General features: G+C 60.6%; 23 protein-coding genes and 1 pseudogene. 8 read left to right on the top strand and 16 right to left on the bottom strand.

What is annotated here, in order from left to right; translation table 11 throughout:
- Positions 1 to 5: 5 nt before the first annotated feature.
- Positions 6 to 194 carry a DUF2964 family protein gene (locus tag P7F28_RS17830; RefSeq protein ID WP_277185869.1) on the bottom strand — a complete coding sequence of 63 codons (189 nt, stop codon included), beginning with the start codon at positions 192 to 194 and terminating at the stop codon, positions 6 to 8.
- A 245-nt stretch (positions 195 to 439) separates the two neighbouring features.
- Here P7F28_RS17830 and phaP point away from each other — a divergent pair, with 245 nt between their 5' ends.
- Positions 440 to 862, top strand: coding sequence for a phasin family protein (gene phaP, locus P7F28_RS17825; RefSeq protein WP_277185867.1), 423 nt, complete (start codon positions 440 to 442; stop codon positions 860 to 862).
- 2 nt (positions 863 to 864) lie between these two features.
- On the opposite strand, the gene P7F28_RS17820 is transcribed toward phaP, so the two are convergent.
- Together P7F28_RS17820 and P7F28_RS17815 are read right to left on the bottom strand one after the other, a co-directional pair.
- On the bottom strand, positions 865 to 2,958 hold the full coding sequence (locus P7F28_RS17820) for a serine/threonine protein kinase (RefSeq protein WP_277185865.1): 2,094 nt from the start codon (positions 2,956 to 2,958) through the stop codon (positions 865 to 867).
- The gene (locus P7F28_RS17815) at positions 2,955 to 3,218 is read right to left on the bottom strand and encodes a hypothetical protein (RefSeq protein WP_277185863.1); all 264 of its coding nucleotides are present in this window, start codon (positions 3,216 to 3,218) and stop codon (positions 2,955 to 2,957) included. Before P7F28_RS17815 ends, P7F28_RS17820 begins: the two co-directional genes overlap by 4 nt.
- A gap of 102 nt (positions 3,219 to 3,320) precedes the next feature.
- Between P7F28_RS17815 and P7F28_RS17810 the strand changes: the two genes are divergently transcribed.
- From P7F28_RS17810 to P7F28_RS17800, 3 genes are all read left to right on the top strand, one after another.
- A complete protein-coding gene (locus P7F28_RS17810; protein WP_277185861.1) occupies positions 3,321 to 3,611 on the top strand; it encodes a hypothetical protein in 291 nt (96 codons plus the stop codon).
- 36 nt (positions 3,612 to 3,647) lie between these two features.
- A complete protein-coding gene (locus P7F28_RS17805) occupies positions 3,648 to 3,917 on the top strand; it encodes a hypothetical protein (RefSeq protein WP_277185859.1) in 270 nt (89 codons plus the stop codon).
- A 201-nt stretch (positions 3,918 to 4,118) separates the two neighbouring features.
- On the top strand, positions 4,119 to 4,343 hold the full coding sequence (locus P7F28_RS17800) for a hypothetical protein (RefSeq protein WP_277185858.1): 225 nt from the start codon (positions 4,119 to 4,121) through the stop codon (positions 4,341 to 4,343).
- On the opposite strand, the gene P7F28_RS17795 is transcribed toward P7F28_RS17800, so the two are convergent.
- Entirely contained in the window at positions 4,312 to 8,682 is a 4,371-nt protein-coding gene (locus P7F28_RS17795) for a DEAD/DEAH box helicase (protein WP_277185857.1), read from the bottom strand. The two genes, P7F28_RS17800 and P7F28_RS17795, sit on opposite strands and share 32 nt — an antisense overlap.
- Positions 8,683 to 9,001: 319 nt before the next feature.
- On the opposite strand from P7F28_RS17795, the gene P7F28_RS17790 reads away from it, so the two are divergent.
- A complete protein-coding gene (locus P7F28_RS17790) occupies positions 9,002 to 11,401 on the top strand; it encodes a phosphoketolase (RefSeq protein ID WP_277185855.1) in 2,400 nt (799 codons plus the stop codon).
- 4 nt (positions 11,402 to 11,405) lie between these two features.
- A complete protein-coding gene (locus P7F28_RS17785; protein ID WP_277185854.1) occupies positions 11,406 to 12,521 on the top strand; it encodes an acetate/propionate family kinase in 1,116 nt (371 codons plus the stop codon).
- 62 nt (positions 12,522 to 12,583) lie between these two features.
- On the opposite strand, the gene P7F28_RS17780 is transcribed toward P7F28_RS17785, so the two are convergent.
- The 5 genes from P7F28_RS17780 to P7F28_RS17760 all read right to left on the bottom strand — a co-directional run bounded on the left by P7F28_RS17780 (position 12,584) and on the right by P7F28_RS17760 (position 17,723).
- Positions 12,584 to 13,921: an MFS transporter gene (locus P7F28_RS17780; protein ID WP_277185853.1), complete on the bottom strand. Its 1,338-nt coding sequence runs from the start codon at positions 13,919 to 13,921 to the stop codon at positions 12,584 to 12,586.
- Positions 13,922 to 13,969: 48 nt separating this feature from the next.
- Positions 13,970 to 14,905 (bottom strand): hydroxymethylglutaryl-CoA lyase, encoded by a 936-nt coding sequence (locus P7F28_RS17775; protein ID WP_277185852.1) that lies wholly within the window; start codon positions 14,903 to 14,905, stop codon positions 13,970 to 13,972.
- Positions 14,902 to 16,095, bottom strand: a complete 1,194-nt coding sequence (locus P7F28_RS17770; protein ID WP_277185851.1) for a CaiB/BaiF CoA-transferase family protein — start codon at positions 16,093 to 16,095, stop codon at positions 14,902 to 14,904. Before P7F28_RS17770 ends, P7F28_RS17775 begins: the two co-directional genes overlap by 4 nt.
- Positions 16,096 to 16,200: 105 nt before the next feature.
- Positions 16,201 to 17,133 carry a LysR family transcriptional regulator gene (locus P7F28_RS17765; protein WP_277185850.1) on the bottom strand — a complete coding sequence of 311 codons (933 nt, stop codon included), beginning with the start codon at positions 17,131 to 17,133 and terminating at the stop codon, positions 16,201 to 16,203.
- Positions 17,134 to 17,210: 77 nt separating this feature from the next.
- Positions 17,211 to 17,723 (bottom strand): hypothetical protein, encoded by a 513-nt coding sequence (locus P7F28_RS17760; protein WP_277185849.1) that lies wholly within the window; start codon positions 17,721 to 17,723, stop codon positions 17,211 to 17,213.
- A gap of 78 nt (positions 17,724 to 17,801) precedes the next feature.
- Here P7F28_RS17760 and P7F28_RS17755 point away from each other — a divergent pair, with 78 nt between their 5' ends.
- On the top strand, positions 17,802 to 17,984 hold the full coding sequence (locus P7F28_RS17755) for a hypothetical protein (protein ID WP_277185848.1): 183 nt from the start codon (positions 17,802 to 17,804) through the stop codon (positions 17,982 to 17,984).
- A gap of 60 nt (positions 17,985 to 18,044) precedes the next feature.
- Here the strand turns inward: P7F28_RS17755 and P7F28_RS17750 are convergent, their stop codons facing one another.
- The 3 genes from P7F28_RS17750 to P7F28_RS17740 all read right to left on the bottom strand — a co-directional run bounded on the left by P7F28_RS17750 (position 18,045) and on the right by P7F28_RS17740 (position 21,210).
- Positions 18,045 to 18,242, bottom strand: coding sequence for a hypothetical protein (locus P7F28_RS17750; RefSeq protein WP_277185846.1), 198 nt, complete (start codon positions 18,240 to 18,242; stop codon positions 18,045 to 18,047).
- A gap of 243 nt (positions 18,243 to 18,485) precedes the next feature.
- Positions 18,486 to 19,658, bottom strand: a complete 1,173-nt coding sequence (locus P7F28_RS17745; RefSeq protein WP_277185845.1) for an FAD-binding oxidoreductase — start codon at positions 19,656 to 19,658, stop codon at positions 18,486 to 18,488.
- A 52-nt stretch (positions 19,659 to 19,710) separates the two neighbouring features.
- Positions 19,711 to 21,210, bottom strand: coding sequence for an aldehyde dehydrogenase family protein (locus P7F28_RS17740; RefSeq protein ID WP_277185843.1), 1,500 nt, complete (start codon positions 21,208 to 21,210; stop codon positions 19,711 to 19,713).
- A 197-nt stretch (positions 21,211 to 21,407) separates the two neighbouring features.
- Between P7F28_RS17740 and P7F28_RS17735 the strand changes: the two genes are divergently transcribed.
- Positions 21,408 to 21,995 carry a helix-turn-helix domain-containing protein gene (locus tag P7F28_RS17735; protein ID WP_277185842.1) on the top strand — a complete coding sequence of 196 codons (588 nt, stop codon included), beginning with the start codon at positions 21,408 to 21,410 and terminating at the stop codon, positions 21,993 to 21,995.
- A 9-nt stretch (positions 21,996 to 22,004) separates the two neighbouring features.
- On the opposite strand, the gene P7F28_RS17730 is transcribed toward P7F28_RS17735, so the two are convergent.
- The 4 genes and pseudogenes from P7F28_RS17730 to P7F28_RS17715 all read right to left on the bottom strand — a co-directional run bounded on the left by P7F28_RS17730 (position 22,005) and on the right by P7F28_RS17715 (position 24,711).
- Positions 22,005 to 22,640: a hypothetical protein gene (locus tag P7F28_RS17730; protein ID WP_277185841.1), complete on the bottom strand. Its 636-nt coding sequence runs from the start codon at positions 22,638 to 22,640 to the stop codon at positions 22,005 to 22,007.
- A 56-nt stretch (positions 22,641 to 22,696) separates the two neighbouring features.
- Positions 22,697 to 24,130 (bottom strand): annotated as a pseudogene (locus tag P7F28_RS17725) (cytochrome P450).
- A 102-nt stretch (positions 24,131 to 24,232) separates the two neighbouring features.
- Positions 24,233 to 24,517: a type II toxin-antitoxin system RelE/ParE family toxin gene (locus P7F28_RS17720; protein ID WP_306805932.1), complete on the bottom strand. Its 285-nt coding sequence runs from the start codon at positions 24,515 to 24,517 to the stop codon at positions 24,233 to 24,235.
- Positions 24,514 to 24,711: a stability determinant gene (locus P7F28_RS17715; protein WP_277185840.1), complete on the bottom strand. Its 198-nt coding sequence runs from the start codon at positions 24,709 to 24,711 to the stop codon at positions 24,514 to 24,516. Before P7F28_RS17715 ends, P7F28_RS17720 begins: the two co-directional genes overlap by 4 nt.
- Positions 24,712 to 24,718 lie beyond the last annotated feature (7 nt).

Below are 24,718 nucleotides of genomic sequence, written 5' to 3'. Positions count from 1 at the left end.
TTCCGTCAGTCGTCACCCGGAAACGGAGTCAGCAACACGACAAAAGTCGCCGCGCCGATAAACACGGCCAGCACGCCGTAATTCGTCACGGCGACTTTGTCGAACAGCAACCCGTGCAACGCGGCCGAGATACCGCCCAGCGTTGTGAATACCGCCGCCGTCGCCATGACAATGCGGCCTTCACCGTGAATCATGATGCCCTCCCGACTGCCTGCGCGCAGTCACGGCGTCATTGCGCCGCCACGTTTCTATCGTCGTTTGCGCAACGCATCACGGCTTGATGTGCATCAAGCACGCTGGTGTTTTCCCTTGCCCCATTTGAGGCTTTTAAATTGGTAGTATCGGGTGCCGGGCCGCGCATCAGACGCGGCGGCAGCGCGCCATCACGACACACATCCGATAGATGCCCGCGCTCAACGAAACGGACCTGGGAGGCAAGATGAATCAAAACTTCAGCGATCCATTCAGCCAGTTTGCCGCCATGTTTCAGCAGTATCAGCTTCCGGGGTTCGATGTCGCGGCGATCATGGAATCGCGCCGCAAAGATGTCGAAGCGCTTGCTGCCACCAATCGTGTCGCGTTCGGCGGCATGGAGGCACTGCGCGACAAGCAACTCGAAATCCTGCGACGCACGCTGGGCGATCTCGAATCCATCGCGAAGCAATTCGCGACCTCATCCACTCAACCGCCGTTCAATGCGAACGAAGTCGTGCAACGCGCGCTGCACAACGCACTCGCCGATATGCAGGACATTGCACGGACAACGCAGCAAACGCAGGCCGAAGCCTATGCGCTCGTCAGCAAGCGTATGGAAGATGCGCTTAACGAATTGAAGGGCGCAGCGAATAAGCCGCAGGGTTAAGGCTACTTTTTGGCCTGCGTCGTGATCTGATAGATATCGACGGCCACGCGCTCACGTCCGTATTTGGATGCGAGCGCGGCCAGGCGTTTGTCCAGCGCGCGCAGATACTCCGCCTTCGATTCACTGTCGGGGCGCGGGGTATCGAAAAGCGGTGCGGGCGTAACCGTCAGCACGATCATCTCCGAACCGAAAGGCTTCCCTACGATCCAGTCGCCGCCCGAACCGAGCGTCGCGGTGTAGTTCGGCGGCGCCTGGTTATCGCGCGAGTGGGCGTTCGGCAGCAGATGCACGGCGCTGCCATCGAGCGTGAAGTAATCCACGTTGACGTAGGAATCGAACGCGGGCGTCATCAGGTTGATGATAAGCGGATCGCCTTCGGTGAGATGCGTCTGGTTATTGCGCGTATGCAGCGACGCCGGATGCCCCGCCGCGCGATTCGCGGTCCAATACGGCGCGAACACTTTCAGCAGATCGCACTTGTCTTGCGCGACGGGCGTGACGCCGAAGTTCGTCGTTTTTACGCCGGGCACGCGCGAGAGCGCATCTTTCAAACGCGCCATGCCATATTGTTCGGAGACGAAGCCTTGCACATCGACGGTTTGATCGTGCACGGATGCGACCAGCGCGGAACACGGCACGCTCGCCAGCACTGGCGTCACCGCTGCCATATTCAGCGTGGGCGTGGGAGTCGGCACAGCGGGAATCACGGGCGCGACCGCGACTGCGACAGACGAGGCTTGTTCGACACGCGCAGGCGCTTCTTCGTTTTTCTGCTGATCGTGCTGATCGTAAAAGTAATAGCCCGCGCCCGCGATCAACGCAGCGAGCAACGCGCCCGCGCCAATCGCATATTTCTTCCCACCGCCCTGCTTGTTCTTCGCACGCGCTGTCGTCGGCTCATCGCTGATTTCTTCGACGAATTGCGTAACGCTCGGCGTCCTCGTTTCACGTTCGAACGAAAGCGCGGCCTTCAGCGCCTTCCATTGCTTGTTGCCGAGATGCTCGGGGCGCTGCGGCTTCATGTTCGCGCTGCGCGCCTGCAATGCGGGCACGCGATCGAACGGATGCTTGCCGGTCAACAGTTCATACGTGATGCAGCCGAGCGCATAGATATCGTCACGCGGATCGGGCTCGCGATGTTCGAGCATTTCCGGGCTGGCATACGCGGGCGTCAGCGCGCCGAGACTGCCGGGATCGAACACGGTGGCTTCGCTTTCTTCTTCGGGCCGCTGAATCACGCGCGCAATGCCGAAGTCGATCACCTTCACTTCCGCCGTGTCCGTGACGAACACGTTCGCCGGCTTGAAGTCGCAATGCACGAAGCCTCGTTCGTGTGCATACGCCAGCGCGTTCGCCATGCCCTTGAAAATAGGCCACGCTTCGCTGAACGGCAGACCCTTGAAGTTCGGGTTCCGAAGCATTCTTGAAAGCGGCTGACCGGAGAGATATTCCATCGTCAGATAAACGATGGAACCGTCGCGGTCGAAGTCATAGACCGTGACGATATTCCGATGCGCGAGTTGTTGCGCCTTGCGCGCCTCGCGCTGCAACGCAATGAGCGATTTCGGATTGCCGCGAAACTGCAGATTCAGCACCTTGATCGCGACATACGGCCGCCTGTCCGACGCTTCGAGCTTGCGCAGATCGAGCGCCTTATAAACCGTGCCCATTCCGCCGATGCCGAGACACTCTTCCAGCACGAAGCGATTATTCAGCGTGTCGCCGACGCCTTTCACCTGATCTCGTTCAGTCGCTGGCGCCGATGCGCCCATCGCCTGAGATGCAGCGGAGCGCGGCGTCTGCACCGGCGCAAAACCAGGCGATGTCTGCAGACGTGTTTCATCGCGCACGATGGCAAAGCCCGTGCTGGGATCGGCTTCAGGTTCGGCGCGCACCACATGTTCGATGCGGCGGCGGATGGCTGCGTAGATATCGGGCGGAAGAGGCTTCGACGCATGCTCCGCGTCGAGGATCTCCATGAGCTGTTTGGCCGGCGTGAGCTCGGTCGCCAATGCGCCGTCCACGCTCGCAAAGAACTGATCACGCGACCCGCCGTCGCCCCGATATGTACGAATCGCCTGTGCAAAGCTAGTCATCTGTGCGACTCGGCGCGCTCCAAATCGACCGACAATTCACTTGTCGTAACAAATACCCGTTTATCGTTCGATACTAGCCGCAGTGCAGCGCTTAGGCAAATGACGTTTTCCATGTCGTGCGGGATCGCGCACATGTCGTTCGGATACCGACACATCGTTTTGTTGTGTTGGGGCGAGAACGGCGAAACTCCGCTTGAGCGCGTTTCGCGCGCATCGGCGAAAACGCGTAAAACCCCGTAAATAAAGGCTCTGAACGACATTGCATCACTCCTGGCACAGGCCATGCATAGATTGGCCCGAGCAGACAAGTTGCTCACCACTCTCACCCAACCGCGCCACGGGGCGCAACCAGGAGAACTGAAATGACGACCCTTTCCATCAAAGACATCTCGATCGCCGCCGACCTCGACAGCCGCGCCATGTCCGCCGTTCGCGGTGGCCTGTTCACCGGCTTCCGCTCGCCGCTGATCGATGCATCGAGCTTCAAGGTGTCGAACGATGTCGCGCAATACACGCAGCAAATGCAGAACACGGAAGTGAACACCGGCGACAACGCAGCATGGATGAAGCACGTCAGCGCCACCGTCACGCCGACGCAGGATTCGTCGAACCTGAACACCGTGAATATCGGTGGCTCGCGTCAGGTTGCCTGAGCCATCATCCACATTAATACGCGAGGAGCCTCCGCCATGTCATCCCTCATCATTCGGGACTTGTCCCACAGCAAGGAACTCGATCGTCACGCGATGTCCGCAGTGCATGGCGGTACGGGCGATGTCGTTCGTATCGGCAGCCCTGACATCAACGTCAATGTGCAGCAGAACCTGACGCAGTTTCAGGTGACCGATGTGAATGTGCTGAATAACAGCACTGTCGGCCCGAACTTTCCGGGCATCGGTATGTTGAATGTGAGCCCGAAGCAAATGGGCCATCTGAACGCGACGACGTCGTTCTTCTGACGCACGCGCTTCAGACTCGCGGCGAAAGGCTTCGGCCTTTCGCCGCCTTTGGCATTTCAGAGCAGTGTTTTGTCGTCAGGGTGAGAGACGCTGCGGCGCGATGAAGGAGCCGGACGCGCCGCAGCGATAAACGAAATGCTTATACTTGATGCGTATTCGCTTTCGATCCACATCGGGCTCCCCATTTCGGAGAAAGCAGTCATGGCCGTCATCAAAATCAAAGATCTCGCCGACAGTGTCGAACTCGACCAACAGGCGATGAGAACCATCGTCGGCGGCGCGCGCGACAGTCTGCGGCCGTCGTTCCGCATTCGTCAGGGCGCGACATGGAATCGCGTGGTGGATTATCCCGGCGTGCCGGTGAAGGACGTGCCGGTCACGCAGCCAGGACCGTTCACCGCGAAGATCGTAACGAAGAAGGCATAGCCAATGCCGCAGCGGGCGGCGCGCTCAGCGAGCGCGCCGTGCGTTTCACGAGCGCCAGCCGCACGCGCTCACGCGCTTCGCCCTCCACCTCGCCGAAATAGCGCGTTTTCCCCGCGATGACCGCGCCGACCGGCACACCGTCCCGATACAACACACGATTACCCGCCAGCGCCGGCACTTTGTCGCCCGGCAGCAGCGTGCCGATGAGATTGAGCGGATCGACAGCGCTCAGCGCGACGAAACTGCCATCTTTCTCGCGTCGGCGCATATCGCGCAGCAGCGGCACGGCATCGGGCAAGGCGAATTGTTCGCCCGCGAGACCAGCGACGAAACGCCCGCCGCGAATCTCGCCACGCGCCTCCAGCCGATGATAAACGCGCAGCAACTCGCGCCACGGCGGCAGCCATTGCGCCTCGCGTTCGAGCAGCCGCCAGAACACCACGCCGTAGCGACGCAGCAGCGCAAGCGCAATATGTTCGATATCGCCCGTGTTATCGTTCGACTCGTTGTTCGTGCGACGCAGCAGCGCCCAGCGCCCTGCATCGTCCATTCCGCCGATAAACAAGCCGCCACGCCGTGGCCGACGCGAAAACGCATTGCGCTTTGCGGCCGGTGTCAGCAGTGCGCGCAAGCCCGCGAAACTATCCGCGCTCACCAGCCCGAGCGCGACGAGTTCGCCGAGCGCATCTTCCATTTCGGTGCGAAGAAGACGCACGTCGGTGAGCAGTTCGTCGAAGAACATCGCGCCGTGCGCCGAGAGCGCCTCGAAAACGCGTTGCGCGCGCGAGGAAGGCGTGGGGGCATCGTCGGCTTTCATCAGCGCGTTCCATGCACCGAGATGACGGCGCGGCAGCAGCACGATCGGCGTGCCGCGCACCGGACCGCCGCTTGCACGCGCGCGCCCCGCCGGACGCGTCCACATGATCTTTCCCGCGCGACAAATCTCGTCGAGCCACATGCCCGAATAATCGCCGATGCGCGCGGGCAGAATCTCCTCTTCCCACGCGATAGCCGGCGCTTCGAATCCTTCGAGTTGTTCCAGCACGGCGATCAGCGCATCGCGTCCCGCGCCGTGTGAACCGGGCGCGACGCGCTGCCATTCGAACAGGAAGCGCATGAAGTCCTGCCGCTCGACCGGTTCGATTTCGCGCCGCAAACGCCGCACCGTGTAGCGATGAATCCGCGCAAGAAGATGCCGTTCGCACCATTGTTCATCGTGCGTGCCGGGTGTGAAACGGCCGCGCATCACGTAGCCTTCCGCTTCGAGCTTCGTCAGCGCCAACGCAATCGACGATGCCGACAACGCCAGCGGTCGCGCGATTTCCGGCACCGTCAGCGGGCCGAATCCCGAGAGTCGCGCGCGCACGATTTCGACCAGCGCATCGTCGGTGCTCCATGCTTCGTCGAAGCCTTCGGGCGCTTGCAACTCGGGCTGCATCGGCGCGCCTTTGTAGATGGCGCGCATACATGTGAGGCGTTCGATCGGTGTCCATAACAATTCGTGCTGGGCGACTTGCAAGCGCGTCGCGCGGCCCGCTTTTGCGAGTGCATCGAGCCATGCTTGCCATTGCTCGCTCGTCGATGCCTCCGCCTCATTGATGCAGCCGAGCCCCGTCAACGCTTCGTGCATTTCATCGGCACTGGTGACGTCGGGCCACGCTTCGCGACGAACACTTTCGATGGCCTCGATATCGAGCGCACCGAGATCGTCGGACGATTGCGGATCGCTCCAGCGACGCGCGAGCACGGCTTGCGTGCGGCGTTCTTCGAGCGGGGCATCGTCGAGAAAGGCATAGGGACGTGCCGACAAAATTTCCGCAGCCAATGGCGATGGCGCGGGCAACTCACGCGTGACGAGCCGCACATCGCCCGATTCGATCCGCCTCAGCAGCGCGAGCCAGCCATCGCTGTCCATTGCATCGTGCAGGCAGTCGGCAAGCGTCTGTTCCACCAGCGGATGCGCCGGCACATCGCGTTCACCAACGATGTTCTCCGCGCACGCGACCTGATCCGGAAACACCGCCGCGAGCAAATCCTCACTTTTCATGCGCTGCAATTGCGGCGCGACTCGCCTGCCGCCCGCGTAACGCGGCAAGGCCAGCGCGTTGGTCGCATTCCAGCGCCAGCGCACGCCGAACAATGGCGCATCGAGCAGGGCCTGAATCAGCACATGTTCGGCGGTCGCGGACTTGAGATAACGCCAGACATCATCGAGCGCGAAGCTATGACTGCCCGTCAGCGACAACACGATGGCATCTTCCGTCGCCGCCGCCTGCAACTCGAAGTTGAACGTGCGGCAAAAGCGCTTGCGCAACGCCAGTCCCCACGCGCGATTCAGACGGCTGCCGAACGGCGCGTGAATCACAAGCTGCATGCCGCCGGATTCATCGAAAAAACGCTCCATGACGAGCGTGTCTTGCGTGGGCAGCACAGTGAGCGCAGCACGCGCCCGCGCCAGATAGTCCACGATCTGCCGCGCCGCTTCCATGCCGATGCCGCTTCGATCCGCAAGCCATGCCGTCGCCGCATCCGCGCCGGACGCGAGTTGCGTATCGATTCCGGCGCGCAGATTGGATATGGCAAGCGAAAGTTCATCGGTTCGTCCCGGCGCTTCACCGAGCCAGAACGGGATATTCGGCGGCTGACCGTTCGCATTCTCCACACGCACGCGCCCGCCCTCCACCCGCATGATCCGATACGACGTATTCCCGAGCTGGAAAATATCGCCCGCAATACTTTCGATCGCAAAGTCCTCGTTGACGGTGCCGATCTGCAAGCCTTGCGGTTCGAGCAGGACCGCGAAATCGGCGTTATCGGGAATTGCGCCACCGGAGGTCACGGCGGTGAGCTTGCCGCCGCGACGGCCGCGCAAGGTCCTGGTCACGGCATCGCGACGCACATAGGCCGCGCGCACGCCCTGACGCCCCGTATAGCCTTGCGCGAGCGTGTTCAACACGGCATCGAAATGTTCGCGCGTGAGCGCCGCGTACGGATACGCCCGCGTGATGCGCTCGAACAGCGCGTCTTCGCTCCATTCGCGGCACGCCACTTCGGCAGTGATCTGCTGCGCGAGCACATCGAGCGGCGCGGGCGGAATGCTCAGCGCGTCGAGTTCGCCGTGGCGCACGCAATCGAGCAAGGCGGCGCATTCGATCAGATCGTCACGCGAAGTCGGAAACAAGCGCCCTTTTGGCGTGCCGCCGACGTGATGCCCCGAACGCCCCACGCGCTGCAAAAATGCGCCGATCGATCCGGGCGAACCGATCTGGCAGACAAGATTCACATCGCCGATATCGATACCCAGTTCCAGCGACGCCGTCGCGATCAGCACCCGCAATTCGCCGCGCTTGAGCCGCTGCTCCGCGTCCAGCCGATGCTCGCGCGCTAGACTGCCGTGATGCGCCGCGACCGCTTCCTTGCCGAGCCGATCCGTCAGATGCCGCGCCGCGCGTTCGGCCATGCGGCGCGTGTTGACGAACACGAGCGTCGTGCGATGCATGCCGCATAACTCGGCCAGGCGGTCGTAGACGCGCTCCCACATATCGTTCGACATGACCGCTTCGAGCGGCATCGGCGGAAGTTCGAGCGCGAGATCGCGCGTGCGCGTATGACCGACATCGACGATCTCGCACGCCTGCTGTTCGCCGGCGAGAAACTTCGCGACGAGTGCGATCGGCTTCTGCGTTGCCGACAACCCGACGCGCACCGGACGCGGCGCGCCTTTCGCTTCGCACAGCGCATCGAGCCGTTCGAGGCTCAGGCTCAGATGCGAGCCGCGCTTGCTGCCCGCCACCGCATGAATTTCATCGACGATCACGGTGCGCGTGGTCGAGAGCATCGCGCGGCCTGAATCGGAGGACAGCAGCACGTAGAGCGACTCCGGCGTCGTCACGAGAATATGCGGCGGGCGCTTCCTCATCGCGTTGCGCTCCTGCGGCGTGGTGTCGCCGGTGCGCACGGCCGCGCGGATTTCCGGCGCGGCGACGCCCAGCGTCTGCAATTCCCGCGCGATGCCAGCCAGCGGTTCTTCCAGATTCACGCGGATATCGTTCGACAGTGCCTTCAGCGGCGACACATAGACCACGCGCGTTTCGTCCGGCAAAACGCCGCCACCCGCGATGCCATCGCGCACGAGTTCGTCGAGCGCCGCCAAAAACGCGGTCAGCGTTTTGCCCGATCCGGTGGGCGCGGCCACCAGCGTCGAACGCCGCGCGTGAATCAGCGGCCACGCACCCGCCTGCGCCGCCGTGGGCGCGGCGAAATGCGCACGAAACCAGTTGACGACCGCCGGATGGAAGCCTTTCAGCGGATCGTTCGATGAGGAAGATTTTCGGGTCATCCGGCTATTTTATGAGCGCTTGCGCAATGGCGTATCTGGGCGTTGAAAGCGACGTTTCTCATTCGCATTTTCAGCACCGCCGCACGATCGCACGTATGATGAGCGCGACGCTTTTCAAGGGCTTCCCTTGCGGTATTGCGTTTGCTTACAGAGCCGACACGCAAGAATTGCCGCGACATATCGCCCTTTCTTGACGCTTGCCAACAAAGCGCCACGAACACCGTCCATCATATAAAGCTTGTCTCGCGCTTCGGGCGATAAGACGAGCCAGCCGCACGCACGACGCTTCACCATCACCTCAACTGCCAGGGAGATGTAATTGAACGACGACGTCCAAGGCAACAATCCGACCGCCACGCCACTCTCCAGCAATCTTCTCGCCAAGATGAACGCTTACTGGCGCGCCTGCAATTACCTCTCGGTCGGCATGATTTACTTGCGCGCAAATCCGCTTTTGCGCGAACCGCTGAGCGCCGAACATATCAAGCGCCGCTTGCTCGGACACTGGGGCTCGGATCCCGGCCAATCGCTCGTTTGGGTGCATTTGAACCGGCTGATCAAGCGCGATGATCTGAATGTGCTGTTCGTGTCGGGGCCGGGACACGGCGCGCCCGCCACGCTGTCAAATTCGTATCTCGAAGGACATTACTCAGAAATCTATCCCGACCGCAGCGCGGACGAACGCGGCATGCTGAAGCTGTTCCGTGCATTCTCTTCGCCGGGTGGCATCGGCTCGCATTGCACGCCGGAAACACCGGGTTCGATTCACGAAGGCGGCGAGTTGGGTTATAGCCTGTCGCATTCGTTCGGCGCGGCGTTCGACAATCCTGATCTGATTGTCGCGACCATTGTGGGTGACGGCGAAGCGGAAACGGGACCGCTCGCCACGTCATGGCATTCGAACAAGTTCCTCAATCCGGCCACCGACGGCGCGGTTTTGCCCATCCTGCATCTGAACGGCTACAAGATCGCCAATCCGACGATACTCGCGCGCATCCCGCACGAGGAACTCGAAGCCTTATTCAAGGGCTATGGCTACGTGCCGCACTTCGTCGAAGGCGACGAACCGGAAGCGATGCATCAGCGCATGGCGGCGACGCTGGAACGCTGTATCGCCGATATCCGCGCGATTCAGGCCCACGCGCGCGCCAATCCCGAACACGTGACACGTCCCCGCTGGCCGATGATCGTGTTGCGCACGCCCAAAGGCTGGACCGGTCCGAAGCAAGTGGATGGCCACAAGGTGGAAGACTTCTGGCGCTCGCATCAGGTGCCGATTGCCGATCCCGCGACCAATCGCAAGAATCTCGCGGTGCTCGAACAATGGATGCGCAGCTACAAGCCCGAAGAATTGTTCGATGAAAACGGCAGCCTGTTTCCCGCGCTGAAGGAACTCGCGCCCGAGGGCACGCGCCGCATCAGCGCGAATCCACATGCGAACGGCGGCGACTCCCGTCAGTCGCTCGACTTGCCGGAGATTCGTGAGTACGCCTTCGAATTCAGGCATCCGGCCACCACGTATCAATCGCCAACTGTCGTACTCGCAACATGGCTGCGCGATGTGATTCGCCGCAACATGAAGACCTTCCGTCTCTTCGGTCCCGATGAAACCGCGAGCAATAAACTCGATGGCGTGTACGAAGTCAGCGGCAAGCGCTGGCTCGCGGAGACGAAGCCTGAAGACGCAGACGGCGGCGCGCTTTCCGTCGATGGCCGCGTGATGGAAATGCTTTCCGAACACACGCTCGAAGGCTGGTTCGAAGGCTATGTTTTGACTGGACGTCATGGCCTTTTCGCCACGTATGAAGCCTTCGTGCACGTGATCGATTCGATGTTCAATCAGCACGCAAAGTGGCTCGAAAAAGCGAAGACCGAACTCGACTGGCGACGCCCGGTTCCATCGATCAATCTGCTGATCACGTCGCTGGTCTGGCGTCAGGATCACAATGGTTTTACGCATCAAGACCCCGGCTTTCTGGATGTCGTGACGAATAAAAGTCCCGGCGTCGTGCGCATCTACTTGCCGCCCGATGCGAACTGTTTGCTGAGCGTCGCGGATCATTGTTTGCGCACGCACGACTACGTGAATGTGATCGTCGCGGACAAGCAGCCGCACTTGCAGTATCTGAGCATGAAGGACGCCGTTACGCACTGCGCGAAGGGAATCGGCATATGGGATTGGGCATCGACCGATCAGGGACATGAGCCGGATGTCGTGATTGCAAGCGCCGGTGATATCGCCACGATGGAAGCGCTCGCCGCCGTGGAGATTCTGAAAGCGCGCTGTGCCGATCTGAAAATTCGCTTCGTGAATGTGGTCGATTTGTTCCGACTCATGCCCGATACCGACCATCCGCACGGCCTTTCCGATCGCGACTTCGACTCCATTTTTACGCGCGATAAACCGGTCATCTTCAACTTTCACTCGTATGCATCGCTGGTGCATAAGCTTACGTATAACCGCACAAATCACGGCAATATGCACGTGCATGGCTATCGCGAGCGAGGCAATATCAACACGCCTTTCGAGCTGGCGATCATCAACGGCGTGGACCGCTATTCACTCGCCATCGACGTGATCGACCGTGTTCCGCGTATCGCGGGAAGCGCCGCGCATACGAAGGACTGGCTGAAAGATCAGCAGATCGAAGCAGTGGCATACGCGCATGCAGAAGGCATCGATCGTGATGAAATCCGCGAGTGGACCTGGAAGGCGTGATCTTATGAGCGACTCGAAACAGGGCATTCTGGTGTTGAACAGCGGCTCGTCGTCGCTCAAGTTCGGCGTCTTTCTCAAACATGATGGCGATGAGCGCGCGTGGCTTTCGGGCAGCGCGAAAGGTATCGGGCGCGAAGACGGAAGCTTGTCGATACGCTCGTCGGATGGTTCGATCGATGTGTCGCAGGATCATGTGCTGGAATCGCAGCACGACGCCTTGCAGCGCGTGGCCGATGTGCTTCGCGAACATCTGCGCGATCCGCTTGCGGCAGTCGGGCATCGTGTCGTGCATGGCGGACCGGAAGTTCGTGAGCACTGCGAGATAACGCCCGACGTAGAACAGACGTTGCGCGAGGCGATTCCGTTTGCGCCCTTGCATCTGCCGGCGTCGCTCGATTTGATCGACGAAGCACGCGGCATTTTCACCGATGCGCCGCATTACGCGTGCTTCGACACCGTGTTTCATCGCAGCTTGCCGGAAGCGGCGTCGCGCTTCGCGTTACCGCGCGAATATGCGGAGCGCGGCGTTATTCGCTATGGCTTTCACGGGCTCTCGTATGAGTCGATTGTTCATGCGCTCGGGGCCGATCTGCCGTCGCGCACGGTCATCGCTCATCTCGGCAGCGGTGCGAGTCTGTGCGCGCTGAAGGACGGCCGTTCCGTCGATACATCGATGGGCATGACGCCCGCAGGCGGTATCCCGATGGCCACGCGCAGCGGCGATCTCGACCCCGGCGTGCTGCTGTATCTGCTGCGTCACGAGTCATTGGATGCGGGCGCGCTCGAAGCGTTGGTCAATCGTCACAGCGGTCTGAAAGCGCTGTCTGCATCGGACGATGACATGCCCGCGCTGCTCACGCGCCGGGATCATAAGGATGCCGATGCAATGCTTGCTATCGACGTGTTCTGCTACGCGATTCGCAAGACGATCGGCGCATATGCGGCGGCGCTGGGTGGGCTGGATCTGATCGTGTTCACGGGCGGGATTGGCGAACATAGCGAGGCGATTCGTGCGCAAGTGCTAGATGGACTCGGGTTTATCGGCGCGCGGCATCGCGTGATGGCGACGGAGGAAGAACGGCAGATTGCGCGGCATTGCAGGCGCTTGCTCAGCGCATGAAGCGGGAAAACCGGCGGCACGATGTGAATCATGCCGCCGGTCGGTTACTGCATTAAGCAGCATTAAGCCCGATGATCCGAATGATCGCGTTGATGCAGCGACTTCGGCAGCGCATACAGCAGCAAGCCAGCGCACAATACGGCCATCGCGCCGATTGCATACAACGCGGGCGTCGTGCTGCCGGTGACATCGCGAATACGGCCCACCATCACCGGGCTGACGATGCCGCCCAACTGCCCCAGCGTATTGATCAGTGCGATACCGCCCGCCGCGCCCGCGCCCGTCAGCAGCTTCGGCGGCAGCGCCCAGAACGCGGGAATCGAAGCGATCACGCCCGCGCCCATCACACCCAGCGCTGCGATCAGCAAGGTCGTTTGTTTATCGAAGATGCCGGCGGCGAAGAAGCCCGCTGCGGCCATCAGCAGCAACACGCACACGAACTTGCGACGCTCGCCCGAACGGTCCGACATGCGGCCGACCACGACCATGCAGATCGCGCCGCAGATATACGGCACCGCCGTCAGAAAGCCGATGATGGTCGGATTCTGCGTGCCCGCCGCGCGAATCAAATGCGGCGCCCAAAAGTTCAGCCCATACGATGCCACCTGAATCAGGAAGTAGATCAAGCCGAGCATCAGAAAGCCTGGCGTCTTGATCGCGCCGAACAGCGAATGGCCGGTGTCCGTGTGCTGGCTCTGCGTCGAAATCTGGCTCTTGAGCCATGACTTCTCGGAACTGGACAGCCACGCGGCGTCATCGACACGATCCTTCATTACCTTCAATACGAGCACCCCGAGAATCACGCACGGAAGGCCGCCGAGCAGGAACAGCCAGTGCCATCCCGCGATACCGCCAACGCCATTCATATGCCCGAGCACGAGACCCGACAACGGCGCGCCAAACAGCCCGGAGAATGCCGAAGCCAGAAACAGCATCGACGTGATGCGCCCGCGATAGCTCGCCGGAAACCACAGCGTGAGGTAGTACAACACGCCCGGCGCAAAGCCCGCTTCCATCGCGCCGATGATGAAGCGCAGCCCGTAGAACTGCCACTCCGTCTGCACGAAAACCATCAGCGCCGTCGCGATACCCCACGAAATCATGATGCGCGCGATCCATCGGCGCGCACCGACTTTATAGAGCAGCATATTGCTTGGCACTTCGAACAAAACATAGCCGATGACGAAAAGACTCGCGCCGAGGCCGTATGCCGTGTCGGACAGACCCAGCGTACTCTGCATCTGAAACTTCGCAAAACTAATATTGATGCGATCGAAGAACGCGAAGAGATAGCACAGCATGATAAGCGGCATCAGCCGCCACGCTACTTTGCGGATGATGTCCGCGGTGTTTTGCAAGCTGGTCGGCTCGTCGGCCGCGCTTACGCTCAGATCGCTCATGATTGTCTCCTGATATTTGTATGCGTTTCTTGTCAGATGGCTTTTAGGTCAGGCTTTTATGTCACGTGGGACGGGATGCAGATCACAATTGCGCCCTGCTTTCGCGACTTGCCCCGGCACGTCGTGATCGACGAGCGCAGGCAAGGTGCGCGACAACATAATCAGCTTCGCCAAGTCGATGCCGGTAGGAATGCCCATCTCATCGCACATGTTCACGAGGTCTTCCGTGCAGATGTTTCCGGAAGCACCCGGCGCAAACGGACAGCCTCCCAGACCGCCGAGCGCGGCATCGAAGCGGCGCGCGCCTGCGTGGTAAGCCGCGAGCACGTTGGCGAGACCCAGGCCGCGCGTGTTGTGAAAGTGAAGTGTGAGATCGGCAGCAGGCACGTGTTCGAGCACGCGTGTCACGAGGCGCGCAACCTGACGCGGGTTCGCCATGCCGGTGGTATCGGCGAGCGAGATGCCGGTGATGCCGAGTTCGCGATAAGCCCGCGCAATCGATATAACGCGCTCTTCGTCGATGCGTCCTTCGAACGGACAGCCGAACGCGGTCGCTACCGTTGCATTCAAGCTCGCATGCGGGGAAGCGAGCCGCACGATATCGCCGAATCCCGCCAGTGACGACTCGCAACTCATGCGCATGTTCGCGCGATTATGCGTCTGGCTCGCGGACATGACGAGATTCAATTCGTTAGCCTGAGCATTGATCGCACGCTCCGCGCCTTTGACGTTCGGCACCAGCGCGACGTAAATCGTATCCGCTGCTCGAGCGATGCCCTTGAACACCGCTTCGCCGTCGCGCAACGCGGGAATCGCCTTCGGGGAGACGAAGGAACCCGCTTCGATCCGCGTGAATCCGCACGTCGAAAGGCCGTCGATCAGCGCAATCTTGTCAGCCGTTTCGACCCACTTTTTCTCGATCTGCAAGCCATCGCGTGGCGCAACTTCCTGAACGATCAATGGTTCATTGCATGCAAAATTCATTGCACCGCTCCTTCCGCACGCAGCCGTGCGACTTCGTCCGTATCGAAACCGAGCGATTCGAGCACGGTCTGCGTGTGTTCGCCCAAGGCCGGACCCGACCAGCGAACTTCGCCCGGCGTATCCGAAAGTTTCGGCACGATGCCCGGCATCTTCACCGACTGACCGCCCGGCAGGTCCGCCTGCAACAACATCTCGCGCGCCTGATAATGAGCATCGCTAACGATATCCGCGACGGAATAGATGCGGCCTGACGGCACTTCGGCGCTATCGAGCGCAGCGAGCACGTCGTCCATGGCGTGATGCGTGGTCCACGCTTCGATGGCGGCATCGAGCATGGCGCTTTGTCTGACGCGACCGTCGTTATGAGCGAGCGCGGGGTCATCGGCGAGATCGGAGCGGCCGATGACATGCATCAAACGCTTGTAGATCGGATCGCTATTGCCCGCGATCACCACGAAGCCACCGTCCTCCGTGCGATACGTATTCGACGGCGCAATGCCCGGCAATGCGCCGCCGCTGCGTTCGCGCACATGCCCGAGCAGGTCGTATTCGGGAACTAGGCTTTCCATCAGGTTGAACACGCTCTCGACCAGCGATACATCGACTACCTGACCATCGCCCTGTCCGGTTTTCACGCGCAACACCGACATCAACGCGCCGATCACACCGTGCAGCGACGCCAGCGAATCGCCGAGACTCACGCCGACGCGCGCAGGCAAGCCCTCGGCATCGCCGGTCGTATAACGGATACCGCCCATTGCCTCGCCGATCGCACCGAACCCTGGACGATCACGATACGGTCCCGTCTGGCCGTAGCCGGAAATGCGGACCATCGTCAGTTTCGGGTTGATCGCATGCAAAACATCCCAACCCAGACCGAGCTTTTCAAGCGCGCCCGGCCGCATATTTTCGATGACGATATCGGCGTCTTCGGCCAGACGTTTGATAACGCCCGCGCCTTCTTCCGATTTGAGATTCACGCAAACGGACTTCTTGTTGCGCGACTGGAGATACCACCACAGCGACGTGCCTTCATGCAGCTTGCGCCACTTGCGAAGAGGATCGCCGCCATTGGGCGTTTCGATCTTGATGACTTCCGCGCCGAACTCGGCCATCATGCGCGCCGCGAAAGGCGCAGCGATAAGGGTGCCGATTTCGATCACCCGGATGCCCTTGAGGGGTCCGCTCATGCTGCCTGTCTCCGTCTATGTTTGACTGTGAGACCAAGCTTATTGGCGAACGCTACGCCTCGTCCAACCGCATTTCGGCAAGCATCGTTCGTGAAACGCGAACGCTCAGTGGCCCAAACGCGCGTCGCGGGCTTCGATCGAAGCCAGATGATCGAACAACAAACGGCTGACCGGTGACAAGGCGTTCGAATCGCGCACGACGATCACGAGGCTGCGCGCGGCCCATTCTTCATCGAGCGCGACGGCGGCGAGTCCGAGTTGCCGGCCCATTGCCTCGAACACCTGAAGCGGCAACACGCCCACGCCCATGCCCGCCTGCACCATACGGCACACGGCATCGAAACCGGGAACGTGGATGCGCAATCGCAACGCGCGGCCCGCCTGTCGCGCGGCCAGATGCGTACGCATGTTGATCGAACTCGCGGAATGCAGGCCGATATGATCGAAGTCGAGCGTGTCGGCAAACGTGACGCTTTCGCGCTGCGCGAGCGGATGTTCGCCGGGCGTCACGATCACGAGCCTGTCGTGTCGATAATGCGTGGTTTCGAGGCCGCGCGTGTCGGCATCACCCGAACAGATGCCGAGATCGACCAGACTATCCGCCACGCCTTCGATAATGCCGCCGCTCGGGCGCTCTTCGAGATCGATCTTGATCAGATCGTGCGTCGTCTGAAACGCGCGCAGGTCTTCGGGCAGGAATTCGACGATCGCCGAAAGGTTCGCCATCATGCGCACATAACCGCGCACGCCGCTCGCATGCTCGGCCAGTTCGATGCCGATATTTTCCACATCGCGCAACACGCGCCGCGCATGATGCAGCAGCGTTTCGCCTGCGGGCGTCAGTTCCATGCCGCGCGCTTTGCGCTCGAATAGCACTGCGCCGACCGCCTGTTCGAGTTCGAGCAGCCGCTTGCTCGCCGCCGATACCGCGATCGCCTCGCGCTCGGCCGCGCGTGTCAGCGTGCCTTCCTCGTACACCGCGAGGAACAGTTGCAAGGTGGTGAGATCAAGCCGGCGAAGCAGGTTTTTGAGGGCCACTGCTGCACATCTCCCTTGCTATCGTTTATTCGATGCAGGGAATTGTGCCATCGTGGTCAAAGACATGCCGCCGCGGATTATTTCAGCGGCGCTTTGCCGGAGGCCTTGAACTTGAGATAGACCGCAAGCAGCACCATCACCGTGAGCTTGGCGATCAATTCGACAGTGGATAACAGCGCCAGCCACGGCGCGCGATCGAACTCGCCCGGCAGTTCGGGCGCAATGGCGAGCACGCTCGTCAGACACACGAACAACAGCAGATAGCTTGCCCAGCGCTTGCCGCGCATCGACAATCCGGCGATCACCAGCAACATGGTTTTCGCCGCGACGACTGCGGCAGCCTGCTCCCGGCTGCTGTTGAGGTCCATTTCCCAAGGGACTTCGAACAATGACCATACGACCATCACGGAAGTCGAGACTGCAACGGCCTGCCGCAGACGTTCGAGATCGGCGCGCAGGCGCTGAAGCGGTCGCGTGCGGGCGAACGCATCCAAACCGGCGGCGTGCGGGACGGCTGCTTCGCCCCGTTCGCTAACGAGGGTATCCACAGCGACTGCATTCAAAATCGCGGATTTGCTAGCGCGCGTCATGTTCCACCTCGTATGACGCGCACGATAAGGCCGTTCATGCGATATCTCCATTCACATGGCCAGCGTAGGCGAACAAAAATGCGCCTGCCGCTGCGCTTGATTTCGGATCAGCGTCGCCGGTATTTTGTTCTTGCGATGGAAATATCGTTTGATTCCCAATGCGAAAAAACCTGGCAGGCATTCGCGCGGCGCGCAGTCCGAACAGTATTCAAGATACCTAATCTCGCGTCGGCCCGCGAATTGCCTTTTACTATCGTCTGATCAGTCGCTCAACGCCGAAATAACCGTGTATGGCGCGCAACGAATCGGCAATCAAAATGTTTAGTTATATCCACGAATCACGCAGGATTTTTGTTCTTCTTCGGTTTTCTCGGCGGCGAAACGATCGCAAATATCGGCAATGTATTCCGGCTCGCCCGCGACCTGTGCAGACTTGTGCGATACCCTGACGCCCGGATCGGCGGGCATTTCGCCATCCTCGATCCATGCATAGAAATGCGTGCTCGTATTGCCATCCATTTTGTTCTCTCCAAACGGTTAAGCGCGATAGTTTCAGAATGCGCTTCTTCCATGCGGCTGGCCCTAGTGGATTTCATTGATGGACGACTACATACGGATTGCCGATCATGGTAAGAATGCGTGCGCTTAATATGTTTTTTCATTCATATAGCGTTTATAGCTAAAAAAATACCCGGACAATTCAGCCGGGTAATGAATGGATTTATGCACCGCCTTCATTCGTAGTTTTCATTTATCTTTATCTCAAACCACATTCTTTTCGACGATTGGCCGCCCTTCCAACACGCGCGCCCAATTCAGCGACGACAAGTCCAATGTCGAATACTTTCCGTCAAGAATAAGTTCGCTGACGCCACGGCCCGTTGCCGGACCTTGCTGCAAACCGTGGCCGCTGAAGCCATTCGCAAAAACGCAATTATCGATATCAGGGTGATATCCGATGATCGCGTTATGGTCCAACACGTTGTATTCGTAATACCCAGACCAGCTTCGCTCCACGCGCAGCGCTTCGAACTGCGGCACACGATGCGCGAGTGTCGGCCAGATCACGTCGTCGAACAGCGCATGATCGACTTCGTCGAGCGGCAGGTCGTCGGGATCGTTATCGGCGGCGGGCGATGTGCCGCAAATCCACGTGCGGCCTTCCGGACGAAAATACACGCCGCTCGGATCGATCAGCAAAGGGCACGCATCGAGCCGCGCGGGTGACGAAACGTTGAAAATGCTGCGGCGGCGCGCGTACACCGGCAGATCGATACCGAGCATCGCGGCAATCGAGCGTGACCACGCGCCCGCTGCGTTCACCACCACATCGCATGCGTACGTTTCGCCGTTCGATGCGCGCACGCCCGTCACGTGCCGTCCGCTGCACTCCAAACCAATGACATCCGATGCCACGTAACGCGCGCCCAGCGCTCGTGCTTTGCGGCGCAGCGCGGTGACGAGTCCGTAGCCATCGAACCAGCCCTCGCCGCTTTCGCCGAACGCGCCCGCCGCGAGATCCTCCGTGTTCAGCCAGGGAAAACGCGATCGCAATTGCGGGGTATCGAGAAGACTGATATCTGCGCTGAGTTCGCGTTGCAGCGCGTGATTTTCGCGCAGCGTCGCCTCGCCGCGCGCGGTCGCGAGAAAAAGATAGCCGCCTTCATGCAGATCGATGCTCGGGCGTTCGCCATCAACCTCAAGCCGCCCGCCGATACTGCGCAAAAACTCGATGCCGTAGAGCGACATGCGCACCGACAGCGGCGTGGAAAACTGCTGCCGGATCGACGCCGCCGACAACGCCGACGACGATCGCGCGTAAGTCGGATCGCGTTCGATCACCGTCACTTCGACGCTCGGATCCGTTGCGCGCAAAAAATACGCGACCGAACTGCCGATCACCCCACCGCCGACGATCACTACTTTTGAAGCCACGCCGCCTCCGTTGCTCGGTTCTTACACGGGAATGTCGCAGACGCGCAGGCGTTCAGCCGATGTTGAAGTCGATGCCTTGGGCCAGCGGCAACGCGGACGAGTAGTTGATGGTGTTGGTCGCGCGTCGCATGTACGCTTTCCACGCGTCCGAGCCCGACTCGCGTCCACCGCCGGTTTCTTTTTCGCCGCCGAATGCGCCGCCGATTTCCGCGCCGCTCGGCCCGATATTCACATTGGCGATGCCGCAATCGCTGCCCGACGCCGACAGAAAGCGCTCCGCTTCGCGCAGGTCGGTCGTGAAGGCGCACGACGATAGACCGTGCGCGGCGGCATTGTTCGCGGCGATGGCTTCATCGAAATCGCTGTAGCGCATCACGTAGAGGATCGGCGCGAACGTTTCTTTCAGCACGACGTCGGTTTGCGACGGCATTTCGACCAGCGCGGGCCGCACGTAATAGCCGTTTTCGCAGCCCGCCACCGGAACGCGTTCGCCGCCGGTCACCTTGCCGCCTTCGCCCTTCGCTTGCTCGATTGCATCCTGCATGCAAGCGAAGGCTTGCACGTCGATAAGCGGTCCCATCAGCACGCCATCTTGCAGCGGATTGCCGATCGGCACTTTGGCGTACAGCGCCTTGAGTTGCGCGATGGTGTCATCGTAAATACTTTCGTGCACGAACAATCGGCGCAGCGATGTGCAGCGCTGTCCCGCCGTGCCGACCGCCGAAAACAAGATGCCCCGCAGCGCAAGATCTCGATTCGCCGTCTGCGATACGATGCCCGCGTTATTGCCGCCGAGTTCGAGAATCGAACGGCCGAAACGGCGCGCCACTTCGACGCCCACCGCGCGGCCCATTTCCGTGCTGCCGGTCGCGCTGACGATGTCCGAGCGCTTGTCCGCCACGAGTTGCGCGCCGATATCACGCCCGCCGATCACGACCGACGCGAGGCCTTCCGGCGCATCGCCGAATTCTTCGATGGCGTCGCGCAGAATGCGGTCCACAGCAAGCGCCGTGAGCGGCGTTTTCTCCGATGGCTTCCACACGACCGCATTGCCACAGACCAGCGCGAGCGCCGCGTTCCACGACCACACGGCGACCGGAAAATTGAACGCTGAAATAATGGTGCAGACGCCGAACGGATGCCACGTTTCCGCCATCCGATGCCCCGGCCGTTCGGATGCGATCGTCAGGCCATAAAGCTGCCGCGACAGACCTACGGCAAAGTCGCAGATATCGATCATTTCCTGCACTTCGCCCAGCCCTTCCTGAAGAATCTTGCCCGCCTCCAGCGACACCAGCCGGCCGAGCGCGGCCTTCTTTTCACGCAGACGATTGCCGAGCAGACGCACCAGCTCGCCCCGGCGTGGCGCGGGAACATTGCGCCACTGCGCGAAGGCATCGCGGGCGCGGGCGAGTTTGGCATCGACATCGGCGGCAGTGTGCTGAGCCACGCGCCCGATGACGTCGCCTGTGACGGGAGACGTGACCGTCATATCGCCGGCATCCGCGAGACTGGCGATGCCGAGATCGGAAAGAATCGATTTTGCGTCCACGATGTAATCCTTTTGATGTTTCGGATAGGAAACCTCCGCTGACTATACGCGTTGTCGCGTGTGCTCACAACGACGTCAATATTCGGGTTGACCCTTAATTCATGGTGCATTTTGCGTGCGTTAAAGCATCCGACGGCGCTTATTTCCGATGTTATGATCGGAAACAAAATCAAGTATCAGCCATGTCCAGCCCACGCATGAATACATCGACTGAAGCCTCTGCTGTTGATCTCGGACGGCGCGTGAAAGCAGCGCGTCTGGCGCTCGATCTCACGCTCGATACGGCGAGCCGGCTGTGCGGCGTATCGCGTTCGTCGTTGTCGAAGATCGAAAACGGGCTGATGTCACCCACTTTCGACGTGCTGCAGAAAATCGTACGCGGTTTGCGGATCGATCTGGCGGAATTGTTCGGCAGCGCGCCCGCGCCGAGCGCCAGCGGACGGCGTGCGCTCACGCGCCGCGATGAGGGGCAGCGCCATGCGTATCGCGGTTATCAGATGGAACTGCTTGCGACCGAACTCGCGCATAAAGCCATGTTGCCGTTTCGCATCCGCATTTCCGCCCACACGCTCGATGCCTTCGACGATTGGGGCCGCCACGAAGGCGAAGAGTTTCTGTATGTGATCAGCGGCAGCGTGTGTCTGTACTCCGAACTCTACGCGCCAACGCATCTGAATGCAGGCGACAGCATCTACTTCGACAGCCGCACGGGCCACGCCGCGATTTCGACCAGTGACGACGATGCCGAAGTGTTATGGATGGCGACAGGCAGCGATTTGCCGTAGCGCAGGGGCTCAGGCATTCGCCGCCAGATACAGTTCAATGTTCCACTTGAAGTACGCGGAGAAGTGCAGCGAGAACGCGTCTTCCGTTGGCAACGGACTTTGCAATGTCGTCCACGGCAATGATTTCAGCAAGCCGGTTTCGGCGTATTTCGGCAGAATCGACTCGACAAATGCGCCCTGCTCGAACGCCGGCCCGGCCCATTGTTCGTGCAGACATTTCCACTCGCCGCGCTCGTTTTTGAGCCATTGCTCTTTCGGGTAGCGATCGCACCATTCGCGCAGTATCGGCAGCGCGGGTTTATTGCATGCGAAAACGCCCGCATTGAATGTCGATTGCCAAAGCGGGTTATCGGGCGAGAAAACCATCGCGGCGGCGTCCGTGAAGAGGCTCTCTACGGTGCGCGTCAGGTTGTGAACGACGGCGTCGGTATCGAGCCATAGCACGGTGTCGTATCGCGTGGCCAGTAAATCGGCCACGAGGAAAGGCTTGACCCAGAACATCGGTATATCAAGGTCTATTTCGTCGATAAACAGATGATCGTAGCCGTGCGCGGCGGCGTAGCGCTGGTTGCGTCGCACGAGTTCGACGAACGGCGCCAGCGACTCGGCCGGGCGGTCGTCGAATTGGATGATTGCAGTTGCCAATTCCCACCTTTGTATTTTGAATGCACAGGCACACGCGAGCGCTTGCGGCGCAGATCTTAAACGATCGCGACATCGCGCAGGGCAAGACGCATGGGCATGGCGCTCGGGCGGGTGGCGAACGCGCACACTTCGGTGATATCCGCCGCGTTCATGGCGATGCGCGCAGAGAAATTCGCCATCAGCATCGAGATCACGAGCCGCATTTCCACGGACGCCAGATGACGCCCCGGGCACACGCGCGGACCCGCGCCAAACTGCATGTACGCGCGGCTTGCGTGGACCGCATCGGGTGCGTCGTTGTGCAGCCAGCGGTCGGGATCGTAGCGCGATGGATCGGAGAAATTCGCCGCATCCATCATCGGCGGGCGATTCAGAAAAAATAGCTTGGCGCCCTTCGGCAAACGAACGCCTTGCAGACACACGTCTTCCAACGGCTCGAACGATACATACGGCGCGATCGGATGCAGGCGCGTCGCTTCGGTGCAGACCGCTTCGCAGAGATCGAGATCGCGTGCCGCCTGATAGCTCGCGCACACGGATGCGCCGCCGAGTACGGCGCGCGCGTGCGCGGCAACGCGTGCTTGCAGTGCATCATCGGTGCCGAGAAAGCGCAGCGCCCAGGCAATCGACGTCGCCGTCGTGTCCTCGCCTGCGACCAGCAAGGTCAGGACGTTGGCGGCGACGGTGTCATCGGTGATGGCCGAGCCGGGCGCGTCCTGTAACGCGAGCATGGCTTCGAGCAGATTACGCGGCGCGCTGTCCTGCTCCATCGATACAGCATCGGCGCGCATGCGTTCACGCGTGCGCATCATCAGCGCGCGCACATAGCGATGCACTTCGATCATCGCGCGGTCGAATCGCCGGTCTCGCGCGAAACGTATGTAGTGCCAATAGGCAAATGGCGCGTTCAGGCGAAACATGAGCATCGGCAGCAACTGAGTCAGATGTTCCCGAATCAGACCGCGCTCTTTTTCCAGCGTATTCGGGTCTTCGCCGAACGCGAGCGCGCTGGTGACATCGACGGTAAAACGCTTCAGATCGTCGATCATGTCGATCGTGCGATCCGCGCGCGCCGACGCTTCCCAGCGGCGTCACAGGCGCTCGGTGATCGCGGCGAGCGTCGGATAGAACGCCTTGATGTGATTGATCGACAGCGCCTGCATCACGAGGCGGCGTTGCGGCTCCCATGCCTGTCCCTCGGCCGAGAATAAACCGTTGCAGCCGCACTCTTCCAGAATGCTTTCGATCCGATCGAAACGCCGGTATTTATGCGGCCGTTCGCGCATGACTGCTTGCGCCAGTTCGCTGTCCGACCAGACCGTAACAGGTATGCGTCCGAGGTGGAACATGTAAGGCGTGCCGAGTTCGGCGGCCCAGCGTTCCAGCGTCCGATGACGCGTCGCGGGATCAAGCTGGTGCAGATTGCCGATCAGCGGCAAACCGCGCGGCGACGGCAGATCGTCGATATCGCGTACGGATGCTGCGTGCATGATGGGAGCGGGTTCTCGCGGCGCGGGGTATGCGAGAAGGATAGTTCAAGAGGTGGCGATTAGGTGGCGACTGCACGGTCCTTTATGCGCGGCCGCCCTGGTTCAATCAAATGGATAGCGCTGTCGCGCGTGAAGCACGTTGACGATTTCTATCCATTCGTCCATTACGCGATACACCACAATGTAATTCGGGTGTGCAACGATCTCGCGTGTGCCCGGCTCACGGCCCGATCGAAACAAAAAAGGCGTGATCGAAACAGGCATTACGGCGTTTTCAATGGTTTCGAACATCGACATGGCTGCCCGAGGATTATGTTCGGCGATGTAATCAGTGAGCTGGTCGAGGTCGTCAAGTGCGTCTAGAGTCCAACGAATTGCCAAAATCAAGATTGGGACCGCTCCTTCTCTTTTATTTTGGCTTCTAGCTTGGCGCGAATTTCCGCCATCACCTCCTCATGCGGAATCCGAGGCCGCGTATCCGCCATCGACCGGCGTACTTTCTCGCGAAACCACTTGTCATAAGCCTCGGCCTCTTCAACGGTGGCAAACTCGGACACGATCGGATCGAGCGGAGTGGGCATTTGAATA

Origin of the sequence: Caballeronia sp. BR00000012568055, assembly GCF_029439455.1 — a bacterium.
In the GTDB taxonomy this organism is placed as follows: Bacteria; Pseudomonadota; Gammaproteobacteria; order Burkholderiales; family Burkholderiaceae; genus Caballeronia.
Note: the sequence above shows the minus strand (reverse complement) of the source record. Positions and strands in the feature narration are given on the sequence as shown.